This is a genomic window from Brevibacterium sanguinis, from assembly GCF_003315415.1.
GTDB classification, from domain to species: Bacteria; Actinomycetota; Actinomycetes; order Actinomycetales; family Brevibacteriaceae; genus Brevibacterium; species Brevibacterium celere_A.
Genome location: NZ_QNSB01000012.1, coordinates 1 through 20,826 on the forward strand (window position 1 = coordinate 1; position 20,826 = coordinate 20,826).

Genomic DNA, 20,826 nt, shown 5'->3' on the forward strand with positions numbered 1-20,826 from the left:
CATTGTTTTCAAACAAACACGCTATTGGATTCTCAAACCACAAACACACACCCAAACCCACCACAGTGAACCTGCAGCTACCCGGGGGTGTCGGTCATCATTGGTGTTCCCTCCCCGCAACCGGTGGTGACCGGTGTTTACCCTGGTCACACCTGGTGGAAACGATCCGTGACCGGCCCGTTTCCTGCGAGGCGAACGAGATATAACTCTAGACCAGCCCAACCCCACCACGCAACTCCAAACCGACAATTCCACCGTGACCCCCACCACAGGTCGGATTCGACCCTGCTCGAGGGCCCACGACGGCCGCCGGCGAGCCGCCTCCCGTCCCCTCAGGAACTGGTGATGGCCAGTTCGGGAGCCGCCTCGGCGAGGCCCCGTGACTGCACGCAGTCGGGGCAGAGTGGCTGGCGGCCGTTGGCCGTGCACTCCTCACAGCGCAGATACTGCTTTCGGCACTCCGCGTTCTCGCAGTTGACGAAGAGCGGAGTGTTCGCGTCGCAGGAGGCGCAATGGCCGATCGATTCGACGCCGTCCCCGAATTCGACGTGCATGCGCTTGTCGAAGACGTAGAGGGAACCGTCCCAGTACCCGGAGCTGCCGAAGGTCTCTCCGTAGCGGACGATCCCGCCGTCGAGTTGGTAGACCTCTTCGAACCCCCGGTTCTTCATGAGAACGGAGAGGACCTCGCAGCGGATGCCTCCGGTGCAGTAGGTGACGACCGGTTTGTCCTTGAGGTCGTCGTACTTGCCCGATTCGATCTCGGCGATGAAGTCCCTGGTCGTCTCGGTGTCGGGAACGATGGCGTTGCGGAACTTTCCGATCTGGGCCTCCATCGCGTTGCGTCCGTCGAAGAAGACGACGTCGTCGCCGCGTTCGTCGAGGAGCTTGTGGAGGGCGCCGGGCTTGAGATGGGTGCCGCCGCCTTCGACGCCGTTCTCGGTGACCGTGATCTCGTCGGGCGTTCCGAACGTGACGAGTTCGGGGCGGACCTTGACGCTCAGGCGGGGAAAGTCGTCGCCCTCGCCGTTCGACCACTTGATGTCGGCCTTCTTGAACGGCGCGTACGATTTGGTCGCGCGCACGTACTGCTTGACGTCGTCGATGTCTCCGCCGATCGTCGCGTTGATGCCGTCCTTGGAGATGATCACGCGTCCTTTGAGACCAAGACTGTCGGCGAGGGTGTGCTGCCAGAGTCTGATCGCCTCGGGATCGGGCAATGGGGTGAAGACATAGAAGAGAACGATCTTGGGAGTTGCCATGCCCGCATTCTAATCAGCGGGCCTCCACCCCTCCCCCAGGAACCCGGCACCGTCCCCCTCGCCCGCCGACCGAGGCGGATGCACGCACCGCGGCGCAGGTCCGTCGGGTGACCCCGGCTAAGATTGGTTCCGACTGCCATGTCTTGAGAAAGGGCCGCCAGAGGATATGTCGAGCAACTCCGTGCAGGATGCCACCGCGAATTCGAAAAAGGTCAAGGAGACCGTCGAATACGCCGCCGCGAATCCCGATGTGGACCAGCCCTACGCCGAACTCGGACTGAAGGCCGACGAGTACACGCGCATCCGGGAGATCCTCGGGCGCCGCCCCACCTCGGCGGAGTTGGCGATGTACTCGGTCATGTGGTCCGAGCACTGCTCCTACAAGTCCTCGAAGGTCCACCTGCGCAAGTTCGGTGAGAAGGTCACCGAGGACATGAAGAAGCACCTGCTGGTGGGAATCGGCGAGAATGCCGGAGTCGTCGACATCGGCGACGGCTGGGCCGTGACCTTCAAGGTGGAGTCCCACAACCACCCCAGCTACGTCGAGCCCCACCAAGGAGCGGCCACCGGTGTGGGCGGAATCGTGCGCGACATCATCTCCATGGGAGCACGTCCCGTCGCCGTCATGGATCAGCTGCGCTTCGGCGCGGTCGATCATCCGGACACCTCGCGCGTGCTCCACGGCGTCGTCTCCGGCATCAGCCAGTACGGCAACTCGCTCGGCCTGCCCAACATCGGCGGCGAGACCGTCTTCGACTCGGTCTACCAGGGCAATCCGCTGGTCAACGCGCTGGCCGTGGGCGTCCTCCGCCACGAGGACATTCGGCTGGCCAATGCGTCGGGCAAGGGCAACAAGGTCGTGCTCTTCGGCGCCCGGACCGGTGGGGACGGGATCGGCGGAGCGTCGATCCTCGCCTCGGAGTCCTTCGACGACACGAAACCCTCGAAGCGCCCCGCCGTGCAGGTCGGCGACCCATTCGCGGAGAAGGTCCTCATCGAATGCTGCCTCGAGCTCTTCCACGCCGGCGTCGTCGAGGGCATCCAGGACCTCGGCGCGGCCGGCATCAGCTGCGCCACGAGCGAGCTCGCCTCCAACGGTGACGGCGGGATGCACATCGCCCTCGACGACGTGCTCCTGCGCGATGAGACCCTGACCCCTGAGGAGATCCTCATGTCGGAGTCGCAGGAACGGATGATGGCCGTGGTCCGCCCGGATCGCCTCGACGACTTCTTGGCGATCGTCGGCAAGTGGGACGTGGAGACCTCGGTCCTCGGTGAGGTCACCGACACCGGGCGCCTGATCATCGAATGGCACGGCGATGTCATCGTCGACGTGCCGCCGCGGTCGGTCGCCCACGACGGTCCCGTCTACGAGCGTCCGATGGTCGTGCCGTCATGGACCACCGAGGTGGCTGCCAACACCGTCGACCATGCGGGCCTGGTCAAGCCCAAGGACGACCTCGAGCTGCGGGCCACGGTGCTCCAACTCGCGGGATCGGCGAACCTCGCCTCGAAGGAATGGATCACCTCCCAGTACGACAAGTACGTCCAGGGCAACACGGCGATGGGGTTCCCCGACGACGCCGGAGTCGTCCGCGTCGACGAGGAGACCGGGCTCGGAGTCGCCATCGCCACCGACGCCAACGGCCGCTACTGCTACCTCGATCCCGCCCGCGGCGCCCAGCTGGCGCTGGCCGAGGCCTACCGCAACGTCGCCGCCTCGGGCGCGATCCCCCGTGCCGTCACCGACTGCCTCAACTTCGGCTCGCCGGAGGACCCGGAGATCATGTGGCAGTTCGCGCGTGCCGTCGAAGGCCTCGCCGAGGCGTGCCAGGACCTCGGCGTGCCCGTGACCGGCGGCAATGTGTCCCTCTACAACCAGACCGGCGGAGTGGCCATCCACCCGACGCCGGTCGTCGGGGTCCTCGGCGTCTTCGACGACGTCACCCGCGCCACCCCGAGCGGCTGGAAGGAGCCCGGGCAGACGATCTACCTCCTCGGCACCACGGACGACGAGCTCGACGGCTCGGCGTGGGCCGATGTCTCGGCCGGTCACCTCGGCGGGGTTCCTCCCCAGTACAAGCCGGAGGCCGAGAAGGAGCTGGCCGAGATCCTCATCAACGCCTCCCGCGACGGCATGGTCGACGCCGCTCACGACCTGTCCGAAGGCGGACTGTCCCAGGCGCTCGTCGAGTCGTGCCTGCGCTATGGCACCGGTGCACGTGTGTGGCTGAGCGAACTGTGCGAGCGCGATGGCGTCGATGTGTTCACGGCCCTGTTCTCCGAGTCGACGGCACGGGCGATCGTGGCCGTGCCCCGGTCGGAGGAGGTCCGCTTCAAGGACATGTGCACCGCGCGGAACTTCCCGTTCATCCGCATCGGCATGACCGACACCGGCGAGGACGAGGCGAGCCTCGAGATCGTCGACCACTTCCGCCTCCCGCTGAGCGAACTCGCCGAGGTGCATCAGGGCACCCTGCCCAAGCACTTCGGCTGAGCTGCGGTATCGGCTGAGCCCCGGCATCGGCCGAGGCGCGGCACGGCTGAGCTGCGGCATCAGCTGAGTGTCGTTGCAGCCGAGGCGCCGCTTCAGCCGAGCCCCGCCATCGCATGAAAGGGCCGCCTCTTCACTCGAAGGGGCGGCCCTTTCTGCTGCGTGCGGCGTGTCACCCTCTGCCACGCACGGCGCCGGATTCTGCCGCACGCGGCCGCTGCCGCGAAAAGTCTCAGCCCGGCCCGAACCTCGTCGCGGCGGGTGCTCCGGGGTCGGAGGCGGAGACCGCTACGGCGGCACCGGGACGCGAGCCGAGCAGATGGAGCAGGCCGAGCGCGGCGAAGACGAGGAGCAGGGACAGGATCTGCGTGACCGGGACCATGGCCGGATAGAGGACGTGGATCGTGGTGAAGGCGAACTGCGTGAGCACCACGATCCCGGCGGAGACGATCGCCGCGCCGACCGCGATGAGGTGGAGCCACCACTTCCGGTTGCGGGTGACGTTCCAGGCGATGAGCACGCCGGAGACGATGACGATCGAGTTGACGACCTGGACGATCTGCTGCGCCCGCACGGCGAATTCGACGTCGAAGGTGGATCCGTAGAGCAGGCCGGGGATGAGCATCGGAACGACCAGGGCGTAGATGCTGGTCACAGCGAACACTGCCCCTCCGACGATCCGTCGTGTCCATGAGGTGCCCTTGACCAGCAGCAGCCCCGCGATGCCGAGGAGCAGCGCGACGAGTCCCACCGACATGGAGACGGCCCCGACGATCGACGAGCCGGCGGCTCCGAGCGAGGTGTAGAGGAGCGGGACCATGACCAGGCCCGGAATCGCACCGATGACCTGGGAACTCCAGAAGAGCGCCCGCGCGGGCCATCCCGGATGCGGGGACCTCCGCCGAGGCGGGTGGCCGGGATTCCACTCGTGCGGCCGAGGCGGCTGGGAGGGATTCCAGTCCTGCCCCCGAGACGCGTGGGCCGGATGCTGCTCCTGCCTCCGCGGCGGGTGGGGCGGATTCCACTCCTGACCGTACTGCTGCTGGTGGGGCGACCGGTTCTGATCGTCCGGCCGTCCAGGTCCGCGCTGACCCGATGGCTGCTGGTAGCTCATCGGCCCACTCTATCCAGATTCGACCGAGCCGCCCATCCCCACGCACCATGACCCTCGATGACGATCGTGACCCGGGATGACACGCCTCGGACCCGCGGAAGAGCCGATGTGATTGCCTGAAGGTCGGCCCCAGGCCGAATCGGCCCTCCCGGGTCGGCCTTTCCCGGGCCGCACCGACCCACGAACCGAAGGAGTCCTCCTTGGCAACGATCCGCACCTCGCACGCCGGTTCCCTGCCCCGCACGCCCGAGCTCATCGCCGCCAACAAGGCCAAGCAGGCGCAGAACACCGCGAGACTCGCCGGGCAGACCGTCACCGAGGCGGACTCGAAGGAGTACGACGACCTCCTCCGGGCCAGCGTCGTCGACCTCGTCCAGCGGCAGAAGGACCTCGGCATCTCGCTCCCCAACGATGGTGAATACGGCCATGCCATGGCCTCCGACTTCGACTACGGCGCGTGGTGGCACTACTCCTTCGCCCGCACCGGCGGGCTCGAGCTCCACGACGTCAACCTCTGGGAGATCCCCGCCAACCGATCGACGCCCGGCAGCATCGTCCTCACGAGCTTCCCCGATCGGCGTGACCGCAACCTGTTCCCCGGCGTCTACGCCGATCCGCACGCCGGCGCGGACACCGGTCATCAGCCCCAGTTCCCCAAGGCGACCGGCCCCATCAGCTACACCGGCCACGACCAGGTCGCGGCCGACATCGCCAACCTCAAGGCCGGGCTCGCGGCAGCCGGCTACGACGAGCGCGACGGCTACATCAACGCCCTGTCCCCCGGCTCGGCCTCCCGCATCGCCAACGAGCACTACGCCACGGAGGAGGAGTTCATCTGGGCCTGGGCGGACGTCCTCCGCGAGGAGTACCTCGCCATCACCGAGGCGGGTCTGACCGTCCAGGTCGACGACCCATCATTGGCGGAGAACTTCGATCAGATCAATCCCGAACCCTCGTTCGACGACTACCGGGCATTCACGCAGATCCGCATCGACGCCCTCAACCACGCCCTGCGCGGCATCGACCCCGCTCAGGTCCGGATCCACACGTGCTGGGGCTCCTGGCACGGACCGCACGTCACCGACCTGCCGTTCAAGGAGATCGTCGACCAGGTCCTCACGATCAACGCCGCCGGAATCACCTTCGAGGCGGCCAACGTCCGACACGAACACGAATGGCGGATCTGGGAGGACACGACCCTGCCCGAGGGCAAGTACCTCATCCCCGGCATCGTCTCCCATGCGACGAACGTCGTCGAGCATCCGGAGCTCGTCGCGGACAGGATCGAACGGTTCGCGAATCTCGTCGGTCCCGAGAACGTCGTCGCCTCCACCGACTGCGGCCTGGGCGGCCGGGTCCATCCGGAGATCGCCGTGGCGAAGCTGCAGTCACTGATTCAGGGCGCCGAGATCGCCGGCCGCCGACTCTGACGTCGCTCGCTTCCACGCCGCCCACTCCCGCGTCCCAGATCTCCGCGCCTGAGAATCCCGCGTCTCACACGCCTGGTCCGAGAATGCCGCGTCTCACACGCCTGGTCCGAGCTCCTCCTCGAAGCAGTCGGCCAGTGTCGGGTGGGCGAACTGGTATCCGGTCTCCTCGAGCCTCTCGGGGCGCACCGACTGGTCGGCGAGCGCGAGTTCGCGGGTGCCGTCGCGGCCGAGCACCAGATCGGAGACGAACCCGGGGGTCGGGATCCTCGCCGGTCGGTGGAGGTAGTCGGCGAGCGCCTCGGAGAACTCCCTCTGCGTGACCAGGTGGGGAGCGACGACGTTGACCGGTCCGCGGACGTAGTCGGTGAGGACGGCGTGGACGTAGGCCCGGGCCGCATCGTCGAGGGACACCCACGCGAGATTCTGGTCGTCACTGCCCAGGCGTCCTCCCGCCCCCGCCAGGTGCAGGGGCGCCTGTATCCGGAGGAACCCGCCGAGCGTGGTGAGGACGATGCCCGAGCGCATCGACACGCGCCGGACGCCGAACTCCTCCGCTCTCGAGGCGACGGCCTCCCACTCCCGGCAGAGGTCGGCGAGGAACCCGGTTCCCGGCGGAGCGGTCTCGTCGAGGGGCTGTTCCGAGCGTTCGCCGTAGATGCCCACCGTCGAGGCGCACACGAACACCTTCGGCCGCTTCTCCTCGGGCAGCTGGCGCATCGTCTCCACGAGCAGCGTCGTCGAGTCGATGCGTGAGGACCAGATCTCCTCCTTCGCCTTCTTCGTGAACCGTGTGGAGAACGATCGCCCGCCGAGGTGGACGACGGCATCCGCCCACGCGAGGTCGCGCGGGTTGATGATCCCGAGATCCGGCTTCCACGGGGCCTCGTAGTCGTGCTTCTTGCCCGTGCGGACGAGGAGGCGGACGAAGTGCCCCGCGGAGGAGAACAGGGCGGCGACCTGCCGGCCGACCAGTCCGCTCGCTCCCGCGATGAGGATGTGCAGCCCCTTCTTCCGCGTGACCAGCGGGGCGTTCATGCGCTCGAGGAACGCGAAGTCCATGAGCATCCGCTTCTCCCTGGCGTCGAACATCGCCTCGAGGTAGCGGACCATGGTCCGGTCGACCGAGTCGAAGCCCTGCGGGACCATCGAGAACTCGATGCGATCGTCGATCCTCGTGCCTCCGGCCATGGAGGAGAACTCATGCGTGTGCTTCCACTGGCTGACCGGGCCCTTCCGCAGCTCGTCGACGAACGAGAACCGGGTCGGGCCCTCGGAGTGGACCGCGGTGAAGGGCCGGCGGATGAGACCGTAGCTGCCGGGCAGGCTGGCCTTCACCTCGGCGACGGATCCCGGGGAGATCGGCGGGTAGCTCTCCTCGACGACCTCCTGGGCCCAATGCGGGGACAGACGGGTGAGCGCGCCGGGCTGCGAATGCCATTGGAACGTGGTCTCGGCGGAGAGCGGGACCTCCGACGTCCTCTCGAACACTGTCATGATTCAACTGTAGATCCCTTTGTGACCCGTGGCACCCTCGTTTCACCCTCGAGCCCCAGGTCGCCGCGACAATTCATCTTGCCGCCTCGGCGCCCCGGGTCGAGTGAGGCTGGCACCCGCGGATCGCCCGGCGCACGTGCACCGGTCCGCCGCCTCGGCGCCCGTGGTCCGAGTGCTCGGAACAGTCCTCAGTTGAGCAGGGCCCGGTCGCCGAGCGAGGCGCCCTTGAGCTTGGAGAACTCGCCGAGGAGCGTCTTCACCGTGAGATTCTGCTTCTCCTGGGCGGTCGCCTCGTAGATGATCCGTCCCTCGTGCATCATGATGAGCCGGTTGCCCAGGGCGATCGCCTGTTCCATGTTGTGGGTGACCATGAGGGTGGTCAGTCCGCCGGTGGCGACGATCTTCTCCGTGAGCGAGGTGACGAGTGCGGCTCGCTGCGGGTCGAGGGCGGCGGTGTGCTCGTCGAGGAGGAGGATCCGCGGCTGGGTGAAGCCGGCCATGAGCAGGCTCAGCGCCTGGCGCTGCCCGCCCGAGAGCAGACCGACCTTCGTCTTCAGCCGGTTCTCCAGGCCGAGCTCCAGGGTCGCGAGCTCCTCGCGGAAGTGCTCCCTGCGCACCGAGGTGGTCCCCCGGCCCAGCCCGCGCGACTTCCCGCGGCGCAGCGCCAGGGACAGGTTCTGCTCGATCGTCAGGTCCGGCGCGGTCCCGGCCATGGGGTCCTGGAACACCCGGCCGAGGTAGCGGGCGCGCTTGTGCTCGGGCATCCGCGACACCTCGGCGCCGTCGATCGCGATCGATCCGGAGTCGATGCCCAGGCGCCCGGAGATCGTGTTGAGCAGGGTCGACTTGCCTGCCCCGTTCGAGCCGATGACGGTGACGAAGTCGGATTCGTCGAGTTCGAGCGAGAGGTCCTGCAGCGCCTTGCGTTCGTTGACGGTGCCGGGGAAGAAGGTCTTGGAGATGGAGTCGATTCTCAGCATGGCCCTCAGCCCTTCGCCGTCGGAGTCGAGGCCTGCGTCCCCGCGGGGACGCTCGGCACGTGGTCGGGGACGTCCGTCGTGCCGTCGGGCACCTGCGCCGGTGCCCGGTTGCCCCGGCCGCGCAGGGACGGGATCCGTCTGAGGAATCCCCACCGCGGCAGGAGCAGGGCGATGACGACGAGGAGCGCGGTCGTCAGCTTCATGTCATTGGTGTCCAGCCCTGCCCGGAGGGCGAGGAAGATGATGAACCGGTAGATGACGGACCCGAGCAGGGCGCCGAGGCTGGCCATGACGATGTTGCGGTCGCCGAACACCGCCTGCCCGAGGATCACCGAGGCGAGGCCGACGAGGATGAGTCCGATGCCCATGCTGATGTCGGAGAACCCCTGGTACTGGGCGACGAGGGCGCCGCACAGGGCGACGAACCCGTTCGACAGGGCCAGGGTGAGCATCGTCGTGTTGTCCGTGTTGACGCCGAGGCTGCGGATCATCTGCCGGTTGTTGCCCGTCGCCTGGATCGACAGGCCCAGATCGGTGGTGAGGAACCAGTCGATCGCGAACTTCAGCGCCAGGGTGAAGGCGAGGAGGATCGCGATCGACACCCAGGTTCCCAGGAGCATGTTCTCCCGCAGCGGGGTGAACACGGTCTCCTCCCGCAGCAGCGGCAGGTTCGCCTTGCCCATGATCCGCAGGTTGATCGACCACAGGCCGATCATCGTGAGGATCCCGGCGAGCAGTCCGTCGATGCCGCCCTTGGTGTGGAGCAGCCCGGTGATGTACCCGGCGATGAGGCCCGCGCCGATGGCCGCCAGGGTCGCGACGAAGGGATTGGCCCCGGCGATGATGAGGGACGCCGCGGTGGCCCCTCCGGTCGTGAAGCTTCCGTCGACGGTGAGGTCGGGGAAGTTGAGGACCTTGAAGGTCAGGTAGACCCCGAGGGCCATCGCGGCGTAGATGAGACCGAGCTCGAGCGCTCCGAACATGGGTTTCCGATCAGGTGGTGGGTGAGCTGTTCAGTCGAGCCTGCGTCACTCGATGACGGTGTCGGCCTCGTCGAGGATCTCCTGCGGGATCTCGACGCCCTGGCGCTTCGCCGCTTCCGGGTTGACGACGAGCTCGAGCTCGGAGCTCGTCTCGACGGGCATGTCGGCCGGCTTCTCCCCGTCCTGGAGGATGCGCAGGGCCATCTCGGCGGTCTGCTCGCCGAGCTTCGTGTAGTTGATGCCGCGGGTGATCGCCGCACCCTGTTCGACCTGGCCGGCCTCCGAGCCGACGAGCAGTGCCTTGTTCTTCTCCGCCGCCTGCACCATCGTCGACACGGCCGAGACGACGTTGTTGTCGGTGGGCACGTAGTAGGCGTCGACGTCGCCGAGGGAGTTGACCGCCTGACCGAGCTCACCGGAGTTGGCGATCGTCGCCTCCTTGATCTCCACGCCGAGGCCCTTCGCCGCCTCCTTGGCCAGGTCGACCTGGACCTGCGAGTTGACCTCGCCGGAGCTGTAGACGATGCCGACGGTCTTCGCGTCGGGGCGCAGGTCCTTGACCAGCTGCAGCTGATCGGCGACGGGGTTGAGGTCGGAGGTGCCGGTGACGTTGCCGCCGGGCGCGTCGTTGGAGGCGACGAGTCCGGCCTCCTCGGCGTCGGTGACGGCGGTGAAGAGAACCGGGATGTTCGTGATCGCCTGGGCCGCGGCCTGCGCGGCGGGGGTGGCGACGGCGAGGACGAGGTCGAGGTCCTGGTTCGCGAAGTTCTGCGCGATCGAGGTCGCGTTGGCCTGCTCGCCCTGGGCGTTCTGCACGTCCCATTCGACGGTCACGCCCTCGTCCTCGAACTTCTTCTGGAATCCGGCAGCGGCGGCGTCGAGCGCGGGGTGCTGGACGAGCTGGGAGACGCCGATCGCGTAGGAATCGCCTCCCTCGCCACCGCCGCTCCCACCCGAGCCACCCGAGCAGGCCGAGACCGCCACCACCGAGCTGATGGCCACGACTGCCGTGGCCAGATTCTTCAGACGCATGATTCTCCCTTGAAAGGACTCCGGGCCCGACCAGTCCGTTCTGGATTTCGTGACCTGGACGACAACGATCGTTATGCTATCCCACTGTATGCGGCGGCACTCAAAGCTGTGAGCAACCGCACGTTTTGGGGACAGCCGTCCTTTCTGCCCTGATCACGCGGACGAGCGTCCGCTCAGGGTTCGACCTCGACCTCCGACCGTCCGAGGACGTCGAGGATCCAGGCGAAGTCGAACGCCGTCTCCCGCCACGAGTCGTAGCGTCCCGAGACTCCTCCGTGGCCGGCGCTCATCTCGGTCCTCAGCAGCGCCTCGGCGCCGACCTCACGCAGCCTCGCGACCCATTTCGCGGGTTCGACGTAGAGGACCCGGGTGTCGTTGAGCGAGGTCACGGCAAGGATCTTCGGGTGGTCCGCCTCGGCGACGTTCTCGTACGGGGAGTACGAGCACATGTACTCGTACACCTCGGCGTCGTGGAGGGGGTCGCCCCACTCCTCCCATTCGATGACCGTCAGCGGCAGCTCCGGCATGAGGATCGAGGTGAGCGCGTCGACGAAGGGCACGTGGGCGCTGATCCCGGCGAACAGATCCGGGGCCATGTTCGCCACCGCGCCCATGAGCAGTCCGCCGGCCGACCCACCGGTCGCGACGAGCCGGTCGGGCCGGGTCCAGTCCTCGTCGACGAGATGGCGGGCGGCGGCGATGAAATCGGTGAAGGTGTTGCGCTTGGCCAGCGTCTTGCCCTGGTCGTACCAGTGCCGGCCCATCTCCCCTCCCCCGCGCACGTGGGCGATCGCGAAGACGACCCCGCGGTCGAGCAGGGAGAGGCGGGAGACGGAGAAGTGCGGGTCCATGCTCATCTCGTAGGAGCCGTAGCCGTAGAGCACGAGCGGGGCGGGCCGGCCAGGGGTGACGAGGTCGGAGCGGTGGACGAGCGAGATCGGGATCCGCGTCCCGTCCTCGGCGCTCGCCCATTCGAGGGTCTCGGTGTAGCGGCCGAGGTCGACGGATCCGAGCACGGGCTGGCGCTTGAGGACGGTGTCGGTGCCGTCGGCGACGCTGTGCTGATAGATCACCGACGGCGTCGACATCGAGGTGAAGAGGACCCGGATGCCGGTCTGCTCGAACTCCGGGTTCCCGGCCAGGGACAGTGTGCCGGTCTCGCGGTCGAACGGGAGCTCGTGGAGCACGGAGAAGGGTGCGGAGGGGGCCCGGTGGTCGAGTTCGACGACGCCGACCCGGGCGAAGCCGCCGCGGCGGTAGCTCAGGGCGAGGAACCCGGCGAAGGCGTCGATGTCCTCGATCCGCAGTCCCTCGACCTGGGCGAGGACCGAGCGGCCGCCGGGTCCGCTCGGGTTCGCGGCCGGCACGTCGACGAGGTCGAAGTCGGGCCGGGTGCGGTTGTGGACGATGAGGAACCGGTCCTCCCCGGCGATGACGGCGTGCTCGACGGAGTACTCGACGCCGTCGACGCGCGGCCACACCTCCTGCGGTTCGGCCTCGAGGTCGCTCGCGTCGATGTTCCAGAAGCCCGTGGTCGTCTTGGAGCCGGTGACGATGAAGAGGAACCTGTCCGAGCGGGAGAAGCCGGCGCCGACGAAGAACCGTTCGTCGGGCTCGTGGAAGACGCACACGTCCTCGCCGCTGTCGGTGCCGACGACGTGGCGCCACACCTTCTCCGGCCGCCAGGCCTCGTCGATCGTCGTGTAGAAGACGTACCGGCCGCTCGGGTCGAGGCTCGCCCCGGCGAACGTGTTCTCGATCGTGTCGGGGAGGTCCTCGCCCGTGCTCAGGTCCCGCAGCCGCAGCGTGTAGCGTTCGTCGCCGGCGTGGTCGACGCCGTAGAGGAGGTAGCGGCCGTCGGCGGACAGGGAGAACGAGCCGAGTGAGAAGAAGTCGTGGCCGGCCGCGGCGGCATTGGAGTCGAAGACGACCTCCTCGCCGGGCAGCTCCTCCTCGCCGATCTCCGGCGGGGTCCAGTCGTCATCGCCCCGGATCGGCACGCGCACGCTGATGCCGTAGTCGAGTCCCGCCTTCGTCCGGGAGAAGTACCAGTAGTCCCCGCGCCGGTTCGGCACCGACATGTCGGTCTCCTTGATGCGGGTCCTGATCTCGGTGAAGATCGCCGTGCGCAGCTCCTCGAGGTGGGCCGTCCGCGCCTCGGTCCAGGCGTTCTCCGCCTCAAGGTGGGCGATGACCTCCGGGGACTCCTTGTCGCGCATCCACTCGTAGTCGTCGATGAACGTGTGCCCGTGGTGGGTGCGCTCGTGCGGGATCTTCTTCGCCACCGGCGCCGAGGTGGTCGCCTCGGCGGTGTCCGGGGTCGGGGAGTCAGCGGGATTCCGGGGAGCAGTCATGGTCCCAGATTAGTCACGATCCTCCCCGCGGGGCGGGTGGCACCGGTGGGAGGACGGCGGTGACGAGTACTGTGTGGGCATCGGGAGGCAGCCTGTCGAGGAGGGTCGGGTGGGTTCTCGAATGGCCGATGCGCACCCGCCCCAGCGTGCACAGAATGCGCAGAAGTCGCAGAATGGGCAGAACGCACTCAGTGCGCACAATTGCGCGCCGTGACGCGGACCACCATAGAGTTGAACGGATACCACGTTTGTCTTCGATGGCGAAGGAAGGAAGTTTGGTCAATGACGAACCACTCCTCTGATCACACACATGACTCGAGCGGCCAGGATCCGGGAATGTCGCGGCGGCTGTTCGGCAAGGTCGCGTACGGCGTGGTCGCGGTGGCCGCGATCGGCGCCGCGACCGGCTTCTCCATCCGCTCCGCCTCGGCGAAGGGCGACCTGGCGACCAACCTGACGATCATCGCCCCGGCCGGCGCCGGCGGCGGCTGGGACGGGTTCGCCCGCGAGACCCAGCAGGCCATGCGCGTCAACCGCTTCGCCAACAACGCGCAGGTCGTCAACATCCCCGGCGCCGGCGGGACCATCGGCCTGGGCAAGTTCTCGACGATGGGCGGCCAGCCTGACAACATCCTCGCCACCGGCACCGCGATGGTCGGCGGGATCGCGCTCAACAAGTCGCCCGTCGGGTTCTCCGACACGACACTGCTGGCACGGGTGGCCGAGGACTACGACGTCCTCATCGCCGACGCCGACTCCCCGTACGACACGCTCGAGGACGTCATGACGGCGTGGAAGAAGGATCCGGAGGGCTTCGTGTGGACGGGAGGTTCGGCCGGGTCGGTCGATCACCTCGTCATCGCGCAGCTCGCCCAGCAGGCGGGCATCCCGGGATCGTCGATCACCTACATCCCGAAGTCGGGCGGCGGCGAGGCGATCCAGACCCTGCTCTCGGGCACGACGGACTTCGCGTCGACCGGCTACAACGAGGTCTCCGACCAGATCGAGGCGGGACGCGTCAAGGCCATCGGCGTGGCCGCCCCCAACCGCATCGAGGGCACCGACATCCCGACGATGTCCGAGCAGGGCTACGAGGTGACGCTGACGAACTGGCGCGGCTACCTCGGCGTCCCCGGGCTGAGCGAGGAGGACACGGCGACGCTCATCGATCTGCTGAAGAAGACCCGGGACAGCGCGGAGTGGAAGGACGCGCTCTCGCGCAACAACTGGACCGATGTGTGGCTGACCGGGCCGGAGTTCGCCGATTTCGTCGACGAGGACACCGCCCGCATCGAGGCACTGCTGAAGGAGCTGGGACTATGAGCACGCCGGTGAAGGCACACAATCCGAACCGCCCCGATCACCTCGGCGCGGGAACCTGGTGGCAGGGACGGTCCGGTCTGCTGGTGCCGCTGATCATGGCGGCGTTCTCCACCTATCTCCTCGTCGGGCTGCTGACGATGGAGGTCCCCGAGGACGTCGACCGTCCGGGTCCGCAGTTCTTCCCGGCGATCATCATGGTCGCCGGGTACGTGCTCGCGATCCTGCTCGCGATCGCCTATGCCCGCAATCCCGAGCCCGTCCACGTCGACGATCCCATCCCCGCCGAGGTGGAGGAGGACGTCGCGTTCTCCACCCCGGCGACCGCTGTGGTGTCGTCGTCGCGGCTGGCCCCGCACGAGGAGGACGAACCGCCGGCCGATCGGCAGGCGATCGCCGAGGCGCGCGCCGAGGACGTCCACCACAAGACGCACAGCGACTTCGTGTCCCTGGCGTGGGGTGCCGGCGGATTCGCCGCCTTCGCCCTGATCCTCGAGTTCGCCGGCTGGATCATCGCCGCCGCACTCCTGTTCTGGTGCGTGGCCCGGTCGATGGGCTCGACCAAGCCGCTGTTCGACCTCACCCTGGCGCTGACGTTCTCATCGGTCGTCTACCTCGCGTTCGCGGTGCTGCTCGGGCTCAACCTGCCCTCGGGAATCCTGGGAGGTGGATTCTGACATGGATGCTCTCCTGTCCCTCTTCGAGGGCTTCACTCATGCCGTGACGCCGATGAACCTGCTGTGGGTCGTCGTCGGCTGCTTCCTCGGCACCGCGGTCGGCGTGCTGCCGGGCCTCGGATCGTCGATGGCCGTGGCCCTGCTGCTGCCGATGACGTTCGCCCTCGACCCCACGGCGGCGTTCATCATGTTCGCCGGCGTCTACTTCGGCGGTCTCTTCGGTGACTCGACGATGGCGATCCTCATGAACACGCCGGGCCAGGCCTCGGCGATCGCCTCGACGTTCGAGGGCCACAAGATGGCGCGCAACGGGCGGGCCCCGCAAGCCCTGGCCACGGCGGCGATCGGCGCGTTCATCGGCGGGTTCATCTCGTGCTTCCTCGTCGTCTTCGTCGCTCCGGCGCTGGCCGACCTGTCGGCGAACTTCGGCCCGGCCGAGTTCTTCGCCCTGGCGGTCTTCGCGTTCGTCGCGACCTCCTCGGTGGTCGCCGACTCCGTGCTCAAGGGCCTCGTCGCCCTCGTGCTCGGGATCGGGATCTCGGTCATCGGCATCGACTCGGTGTCGGGCACCGAACGGTTCACCTTCGGTGCGCCCGAGCTCTTCGACGGCGTCTCGCTGGTCACCGTGACTGTGGGCCTGCTGGCCCTGGGCGAGGTGTTCTTCATCGCCTCGCGCATCCGCCGTGAGGCTCAGGACAACACGATCAGCGCCTCGGGCCGCCCGTACCTCAGCGGCAGGGAGTTCCGCGAGGCGCTGCCGGCGTGGCTGCGCGGCACCGCGATCGGTCTGCCCTTCGGCGTCATCCCGGTCGGCGGTGCGGACGTCCCGACGTTCATGTCGTACGGTCTCGAGCGCCGGCTCGACGCCAAGCGCAAGGATCCGCAGTTCGGCAAGGGCGCGATCCGCGGTCTGGCCGGCCCCGAGTCCGCGGGCAGCGCGACGACGGGCATCGCGATGGGGGCGCTGCTGGCGCTGGGTCTGCCGATCTCGGCGACCGCGGCGATCATGCTCGCGGCGTTCCGCCAGTACGGTCTGCAGCCGGGACCGCTGCTCTTCGACCGGTCCCCCGAGCTCGTCTGGGGTCTGCTGGCGAGCTTCTTCCTCGCGATGATCGTCCTGCTGGCGATCAACCTGCCGTTCGCTCCCCTGTGGGCGAAGCTGCTGAAGATCCCCGAGCCGTACCTCTACGGCGGCATCGCCGTGTTCTGCGGACTGGGCATCTACGCGACGTCGGCATCCCAGTTCGAGCTGTTCATCCTGCTCGGCATCGGCATCATGAGCTTCGTGCTCAAGCGCTACGGGGTGCCGCTGGCGCCGCTGATGATCGGCATGGTCCTCGGACCCCTGGCCGAGACGAGTCTGCGCGATGCGCTCATCGCCAACGACGGGAACTGGCTGACGCTAGTGTCCTCGCCGATCACGATCGTGCTCTACCTGCTGCTCATCGGCGCCCTGGTCTACACGGGCATCGGCCGTGTGCTGGCCCGGCGTCGGCAGCGCGACGAGTTCGCGACCCGGCCCCGTGAGTCGAGCCTCCCGAAGCCGTGAGCGAGGGTCTGAGGTTCAAGCTGAGGTTCAAAGGTTCTCGGGTTCAGACCGAGGTTCTGAAGTCCAGGCTGAGGTTCTGGCTGAACTTCTGACAGGGCACGACAGCGATCGCCGAGGCGGTCCCGGAGATTCCGGGGTCCGCCTCGGCGATCGTCGTATTCGGCTCGACTTGCTCTGAATGGCTCGAGTAGTACCCGGCGTGGCTCGACCTGCTCTGGACGGCACGGTTTGCAGAACGCATGGCTGGAGTGTCGTCAATTGGCAAACTGTGGAAACTGAGCCAGTTGACGAAGCTCCAGCCACTTCTCCGGGCGCCGACGCCACGACCGGTCTCAGAGGATTGAGCCGGCTGTCGCGGCGTTGCGTGTCCCCGTCAGCGGACTCCGCCGGCGACGTCGAGGATCGTTCCGTTGACGTAGCTCGCCTCGGTGCTCACAAGCCACTCGACGGCGGCCGCGATCTCGTCCGGCTCGGCCGGCCGGCCCATCGGCGAGCGCCGTCCGGCCTCCTCGGCACGATTCGGTCGTCCTGCCCGGGTGTGGATCGTCGTGTTCGTCGTTCCCGGATTGACCGCGTTGACCCGGATGCCCAGCGGCGCAGCCTCCACAGCCAGTCCGGTCGTCAGTGCATTCACTCCGGCCTTGGCCGCCGCGTACCACACGTACTCGCCCGGCGACCCGATCTTCGCGGCCACGGAGGAGACGTTGACGATGCTGCGAGGCAGCCCGTCGGCCTCCTGCCACCGGCACATCGCCTCCCGGCACAGGCGGATCGTCGCGGTGAGGTTGACGTCGATGACCGTGCGGATCGTCTCGTCGCTGGCCTCGCTCAGGGGGCTGATCGCCCCCGTGGTTCCGGCATTGTTGACGAGGGTGGTGGGAGTGCCGAGTCGGGCCGCCGCATCGAAGATCCCGGCCGGGGCATCGTCGGCCGTGATGTCGCACTTCAGCGGTTCGACGGCGACGTCCGCAGTCGCGCACCGCGTAGCAGTCTCCTCGGCGCCGCGGTCGTCCGCACTGTAGACGAGCAAGACGTGGTGGCCGGCCCGCGCAAGCCTGCGGACGATGTCGGCGCCGATCCCCCGGCTGCCGCCCGTGACGATGGCTGTCGATCCCATGGTGCTCCTCTGCTCGGTCACTGCACTCCCCTGTCCATTCACTGCGCTCCTCTGTCCATTCACTGCGCCTCTCCGCACTGCCCACTTCAGCATCGGCCCCATCGTAGGCGTCGGCCATCGTAGGCGCTGGCCCATCGTGGGCGCCGGTCTCCTCGACCGGGCCTCTCGACAGTCGACCACGCCCGAGTCCGACTCGTCGCGATCCACTTCGCGAAAGTGGATCCCCGTTCCGCCCGCGTCGGGTGTCGGCCGAACCTCGAGCCTACGGCCAGCGATCGCGCTCCCGCGACCAGCAACTGTCACAACTGCGACCGGCAATCGTCCTGCGACCGGCAATCGTCCCGCGACCGGCAACCGTCACTTCCGCAACCGGCAATCATCCCTCCCGCGACAAGCGTTCTTCCTTCCCGCTCAGACCACCTCGAGCCCACGCGGTTCCGTGTGGCCGACGGCACCACTTCCGGTCAGCTGTGCCCATGTCGCCGCCAGGGTGCGCACACCCTCGTCGAGGTCGGCGATCGGGGAGGTGAAGGGCAGGCGGATGAACCTCTCGAAGGCTCCGTCGATCGAGAACTTCGGCCCCGCGACCAGCGACAGTCCGTGTGCCTCGCACAGGCTGGTCAGTGCCGAGCTCAGTGGGCGATCGAGCTGAGCCCACAGTGACAGCCCGCCTGTCGGCAAGGGCACCGTCCATTGCGACAGATTCTCGGCAAGCAGCCGACTGAGCGCGGTGCGGTGAGCGAGGAGGAGCTCGCGGCGCTGATCGAGCAGCCGGGGCAGGACGGCGAGGATCTGCTCCGCGAGCAGCTGCTCCATCTGCGGGGTGCCGAGGTCGCCGGCCGGTCGGGCCTGGATGAGCTGCCGGATCACCGAGGTGCTCGCCCGGATCCACCCGAGCCGCAGCCCGCCCCAGATCGATTTGCTCAGCGAGCCGAGAGTGACCACTCCGGCACCGCTCGTCGGCGATCGCCGCAGCGCATGACGGGCGAAGGGTCCGTCGTCCCAACCCCGGTCGATGTCGAGATCGGCGGTGGTCTCATCGATGATCAGGGTCGTGCCGACGCCATGAGCCGCCTCGGCGATGGCTCTCCGCTCCTCTGCGGGCATGGACGAGCCGGTGGGGTTGTGGAAGTCGGGTGCCAGGTAGGCCACGGCAGGGCGCGTCGTCTTCAGGAGATCGAGGAGGTGGTCGACGTCCCACCCGGCGCTGGTCACGGGGGTCGTGACGAGTCTTGCTCCCGCCCGCCGGAGCGCATCGCACGCGTGCGGGTAGGTGGGGGCTTCGATGAGCGCGAGGTCACCGCGCGAGATGAGCGTATGGGCGAGCAGCGCGATGGCATGCTGGCCGCCCATCGTCACCATGATCTGCTCGGGCGTCGTGGGGAGTCCACGTGCGGAGTACCTGGCGGCGAGCGCGCTGCGCAGTGCGAGTCGCCCCTGCAGGTCGAATCCCGGACCGTCGAGGGCCGCGGCGAACGGCACCGAGGCGAAGAGGTCCTTGAGTCCCTCGACCGGCGGCGGCACGGCCCGGGCGAAGTCGATCATCCGGCCGGCTCTCCCACTGCCGGTCGCCTCGGGGAGCGAGGCGATGCTGCCGGAGCCCTGGCGGCTGACGAGGAAGCCTGCTTCGCGCAGACTCTGGTAGGCGGCGACGACGGTCGTCCGGCTCCGCGCCGACTGTGCCGCGAGTTCCCGTTCGGACGGCAGTCGGGTTCCCACGGGAATCCTGCCGTCGAGGATGAGCAGTCGGATGCGCTCGGCGATGACCCGGTAGACGGGCCGATCGGGGTCGAGTTCCCCGATGAGGCCGAGGAGGGTGCGAGCAGAGAGGCGGGAGCTGCCCATGAGTCCAATGTAACCGAAGTGGCCCTGTACCACGCCGCCGTCTTCGCGATTGGATTGCCTCCACCGCACAGCGAACGAGTGAGCGCGGCATGACGAGGAGTGAGAGCAGCATGGGGACGAATCAGAGCCGGATGAGACCGGCGACCGGCACCGTGAGCCCCGGGACCGCGACCCCGACGGTCGGGTTCATCGGCTTGGGGCTCATGGGCTCGGCGATGGCGGCGAACCTTGCGCGGTCCGTTCCGCTCATGGTGTGGAATCGGTCCCCGTCTCCCGCCGAGGCGCTCGCACAGATGGGTGCGCATGTGGCCCCGACTGCGGGCGCTGTCATCGAGTCCTGCCGCGTCGTCTTCCTCATGCTCTCCGACGAGGCCGCCGTCGACGCGGTGCTCCCCCGCGACGGGTCCCTCGACCTGCGCGGCCGCATCATCGTGCTCATGAGCACCGTGTCCCATGAGTACTCGCGGATCCTGGGGGCAGAGGTCGAGCGCCGAGGCGGTTCCTACGTCGAGGCTCCCGTCTCCGGATCCCGGGAACCGGCCGAACGCGGTGACCTCATCGCCATGGCAGCGGGAGACCGCCCAGTCCTCGACGAGGTCGAGCCTCATCTGCGCGCGATGTGTCGTTCCGTGGTCCGCTGCGGGCAGGTCCCGGGAGCGCTGGCGATGAAGCTGGCGGTCAACACGTTCCTCATCACCGTCGTCACCGGTCTGGCCGAAGCCTTCCACTTCGCCGAGGAGAACGGCCTCGACACCGGGCTGCTGCGCGAGATCCTCGACGCCGGTCCGATGTCCTCGGTCGTGTCGAGGGCCAAGAGCGAGAAGCTCGTGCACGGCGATTGGACTGCCCAAGCCGCGATTCCGGACGTGCGCAAGAACTGTCGACTCATCGTCGACCAGGCCCGGCGGTCCGGGCACGCTTCTCCGCTCATGGACGTATGCGAGCGACTGTTCGCGGAGACCGAGGCGTCCGGCCACGGCGGGGACGACATGGCCGCGGTGATCACAGCCATCCGGGCACGCACCCACCACGCTTCCCCGGCCCCTGGTTCCGGCAAGGGAAGCTTGGGACGATGAGCACAGCAGCGGCGAGACGGGCGATGGGGCAGGGATGATGGACGAGCAGTCGACAAAGCATTCAACCGGGGCAGAGGGAACACTCGTCCCAGCGGGAGG

Annotated in this window: 16 protein-coding genes; 6 read left to right on the forward strand and 10 right to left on the reverse strand. The window is 67.9% G+C overall.

The window, feature by feature from the left end; all coding sequences use genetic code 11:
- Window positions 1–332: 332 nt before the first annotated feature.
- On the reverse strand, window positions 333–1,262 hold the full coding sequence (gene trhO, locus DFO65_RS14440) for an oxygen-dependent tRNA uridine(34) hydroxylase TrhO (protein ID WP_113905153.1): 930 nt from the start codon (window positions 1,260–1,262) through the stop codon (window positions 333–335).
- A 166-nt stretch (window positions 1,263–1,428) separates the two neighbouring features.
- Between trhO and purL the strand changes: the two genes are divergently transcribed.
- Window positions 1,429–3,759: a phosphoribosylformylglycinamidine synthase subunit PurL gene (purL, locus tag DFO65_RS14445; protein WP_113905154.1), complete on the forward strand. Its 2,331-nt coding sequence runs from the start codon at window positions 1,429–1,431 to the stop codon at window positions 3,757–3,759.
- A 229-nt stretch (window positions 3,760–3,988) separates the two neighbouring features.
- Here purL and DFO65_RS14450 read toward each other — a convergent pair whose 3' ends face one another.
- The gene (locus DFO65_RS14450) at window positions 3,989–4,870 is read right to left on the reverse strand and encodes a hypothetical protein (RefSeq protein ID WP_147233366.1); all 882 of its coding nucleotides are present in this window, start codon (window positions 4,868–4,870) and stop codon (window positions 3,989–3,991) included.
- Between the two features lie 200 nt (window positions 4,871–5,070).
- On the opposite strand from DFO65_RS14450, the gene DFO65_RS14455 reads away from it, so the two are divergent.
- On the forward strand, window positions 5,071–6,300 hold the full coding sequence (locus DFO65_RS14455) for a cobalamin-independent methionine synthase II family protein (protein WP_113905156.1): 1,230 nt from the start codon (window positions 5,071–5,073) through the stop codon (window positions 6,298–6,300).
- A 93-nt stretch (window positions 6,301–6,393) separates the two neighbouring features.
- On the opposite strand, the gene DFO65_RS14460 is transcribed toward DFO65_RS14455, so the two are convergent.
- The 5 genes from DFO65_RS14460 to DFO65_RS14480 form a co-directional block, all read right to left on the reverse strand.
- Window positions 6,394–7,794 carry a TIGR01777 family oxidoreductase gene (locus DFO65_RS14460; protein WP_113905157.1) on the reverse strand — a complete coding sequence of 467 codons (1,401 nt, stop codon included), beginning with the start codon at window positions 7,792–7,794 and terminating at the stop codon, window positions 6,394–6,396.
- 188 nt (window positions 7,795–7,982) lie between these two features.
- On the reverse strand, window positions 7,983–8,774 hold the full coding sequence (locus tag DFO65_RS14465) for an ABC transporter ATP-binding protein (protein ID WP_113905158.1): 792 nt from the start codon (window positions 8,772–8,774) through the stop codon (window positions 7,983–7,985).
- 5 nt (window positions 8,775–8,779) lie between these two features.
- The gene (locus DFO65_RS14470) at window positions 8,780–9,757 is read right to left on the reverse strand and encodes an ABC transporter permease (protein WP_113905159.1); all 978 of its coding nucleotides are present in this window, start codon (window positions 9,755–9,757) and stop codon (window positions 8,780–8,782) included.
- A gap of 45 nt (window positions 9,758–9,802) precedes the next feature.
- Window positions 9,803–10,789: an ABC transporter substrate-binding protein gene (locus DFO65_RS14475; RefSeq protein ID WP_113905160.1), complete on the reverse strand. Its 987-nt coding sequence runs from the start codon at window positions 10,787–10,789 to the stop codon at window positions 9,803–9,805.
- Window positions 10,790–10,962: 173 nt separating this feature from the next.
- Entirely contained in the window at window positions 10,963–13,143 is a 2,181-nt protein-coding gene (locus tag DFO65_RS14480) for a S9 family peptidase (protein ID WP_113905161.1), read from the reverse strand.
- Between the two features lie 336 nt (window positions 13,144–13,479).
- Between DFO65_RS14480 and DFO65_RS14485 the strand changes: the two genes are divergently transcribed.
- From DFO65_RS14485 to DFO65_RS14495, 3 genes are read left to right on the forward strand one after another with little or no spacing between them, the layout of a single operon-like run.
- Entirely contained in the window at window positions 13,480–14,466 is a 987-nt protein-coding gene (locus tag DFO65_RS14485; protein ID WP_245940802.1) for a Bug family tripartite tricarboxylate transporter substrate binding protein, read from the forward strand.
- Window positions 14,463–15,140, forward strand: a complete 678-nt coding sequence (locus DFO65_RS14490; RefSeq protein WP_113905163.1) for a tripartite tricarboxylate transporter TctB family protein — start codon at window positions 14,463–14,465, stop codon at window positions 15,138–15,140. Before DFO65_RS14485 ends, DFO65_RS14490 begins: the two co-directional genes overlap by 4 nt.
- 1 nt (window position 15,141) lies before the next feature.
- Complete coding sequence (locus tag DFO65_RS14495) at window positions 15,142–16,689, forward strand: tripartite tricarboxylate transporter permease (RefSeq protein ID WP_113905164.1); 1,548 nt, start codon at window positions 15,142–15,144, stop codon at window positions 16,687–16,689.
- A 43-nt stretch (window positions 16,690–16,732) separates the two neighbouring features.
- Here DFO65_RS14495 and DFO65_RS14500 read toward each other — a convergent pair whose 3' ends face one another.
- The 3 genes from DFO65_RS14500 to yczR form a co-directional block, all read right to left on the reverse strand.
- Complete coding sequence (locus DFO65_RS14500) at window positions 16,733–16,930, reverse strand: hypothetical protein (protein WP_113905165.1); 198 nt, start codon at window positions 16,928–16,930, stop codon at window positions 16,733–16,735.
- Between the two features lie 132 nt (window positions 16,931–17,062).
- Complete coding sequence (locus tag DFO65_RS14505) at window positions 17,063–17,806, reverse strand: SDR family NAD(P)-dependent oxidoreductase (RefSeq protein WP_113905166.1); 744 nt, start codon at window positions 17,804–17,806, stop codon at window positions 17,063–17,065.
- 411 nt (window positions 17,807–18,217) lie between these two features.
- The gene (gene yczR / locus DFO65_RS14510) at window positions 18,218–19,651 is read right to left on the reverse strand and encodes a MocR-like transcription factor YczR (RefSeq protein WP_113905167.1); all 1,434 of its coding nucleotides are present in this window, start codon (window positions 19,649–19,651) and stop codon (window positions 18,218–18,220) included.
- Window positions 19,652–19,761: 110 nt separating this feature from the next.
- On the opposite strand from yczR, the gene DFO65_RS14515 reads away from it, so the two are divergent.
- On the forward strand, window positions 19,762–20,727 hold the full coding sequence (locus DFO65_RS14515) for an NAD(P)-dependent oxidoreductase (RefSeq protein ID WP_245940803.1): 966 nt from the start codon (window positions 19,762–19,764) through the stop codon (window positions 20,725–20,727).
- Window positions 20,728–20,826: the final 99 nt, after the last annotated feature.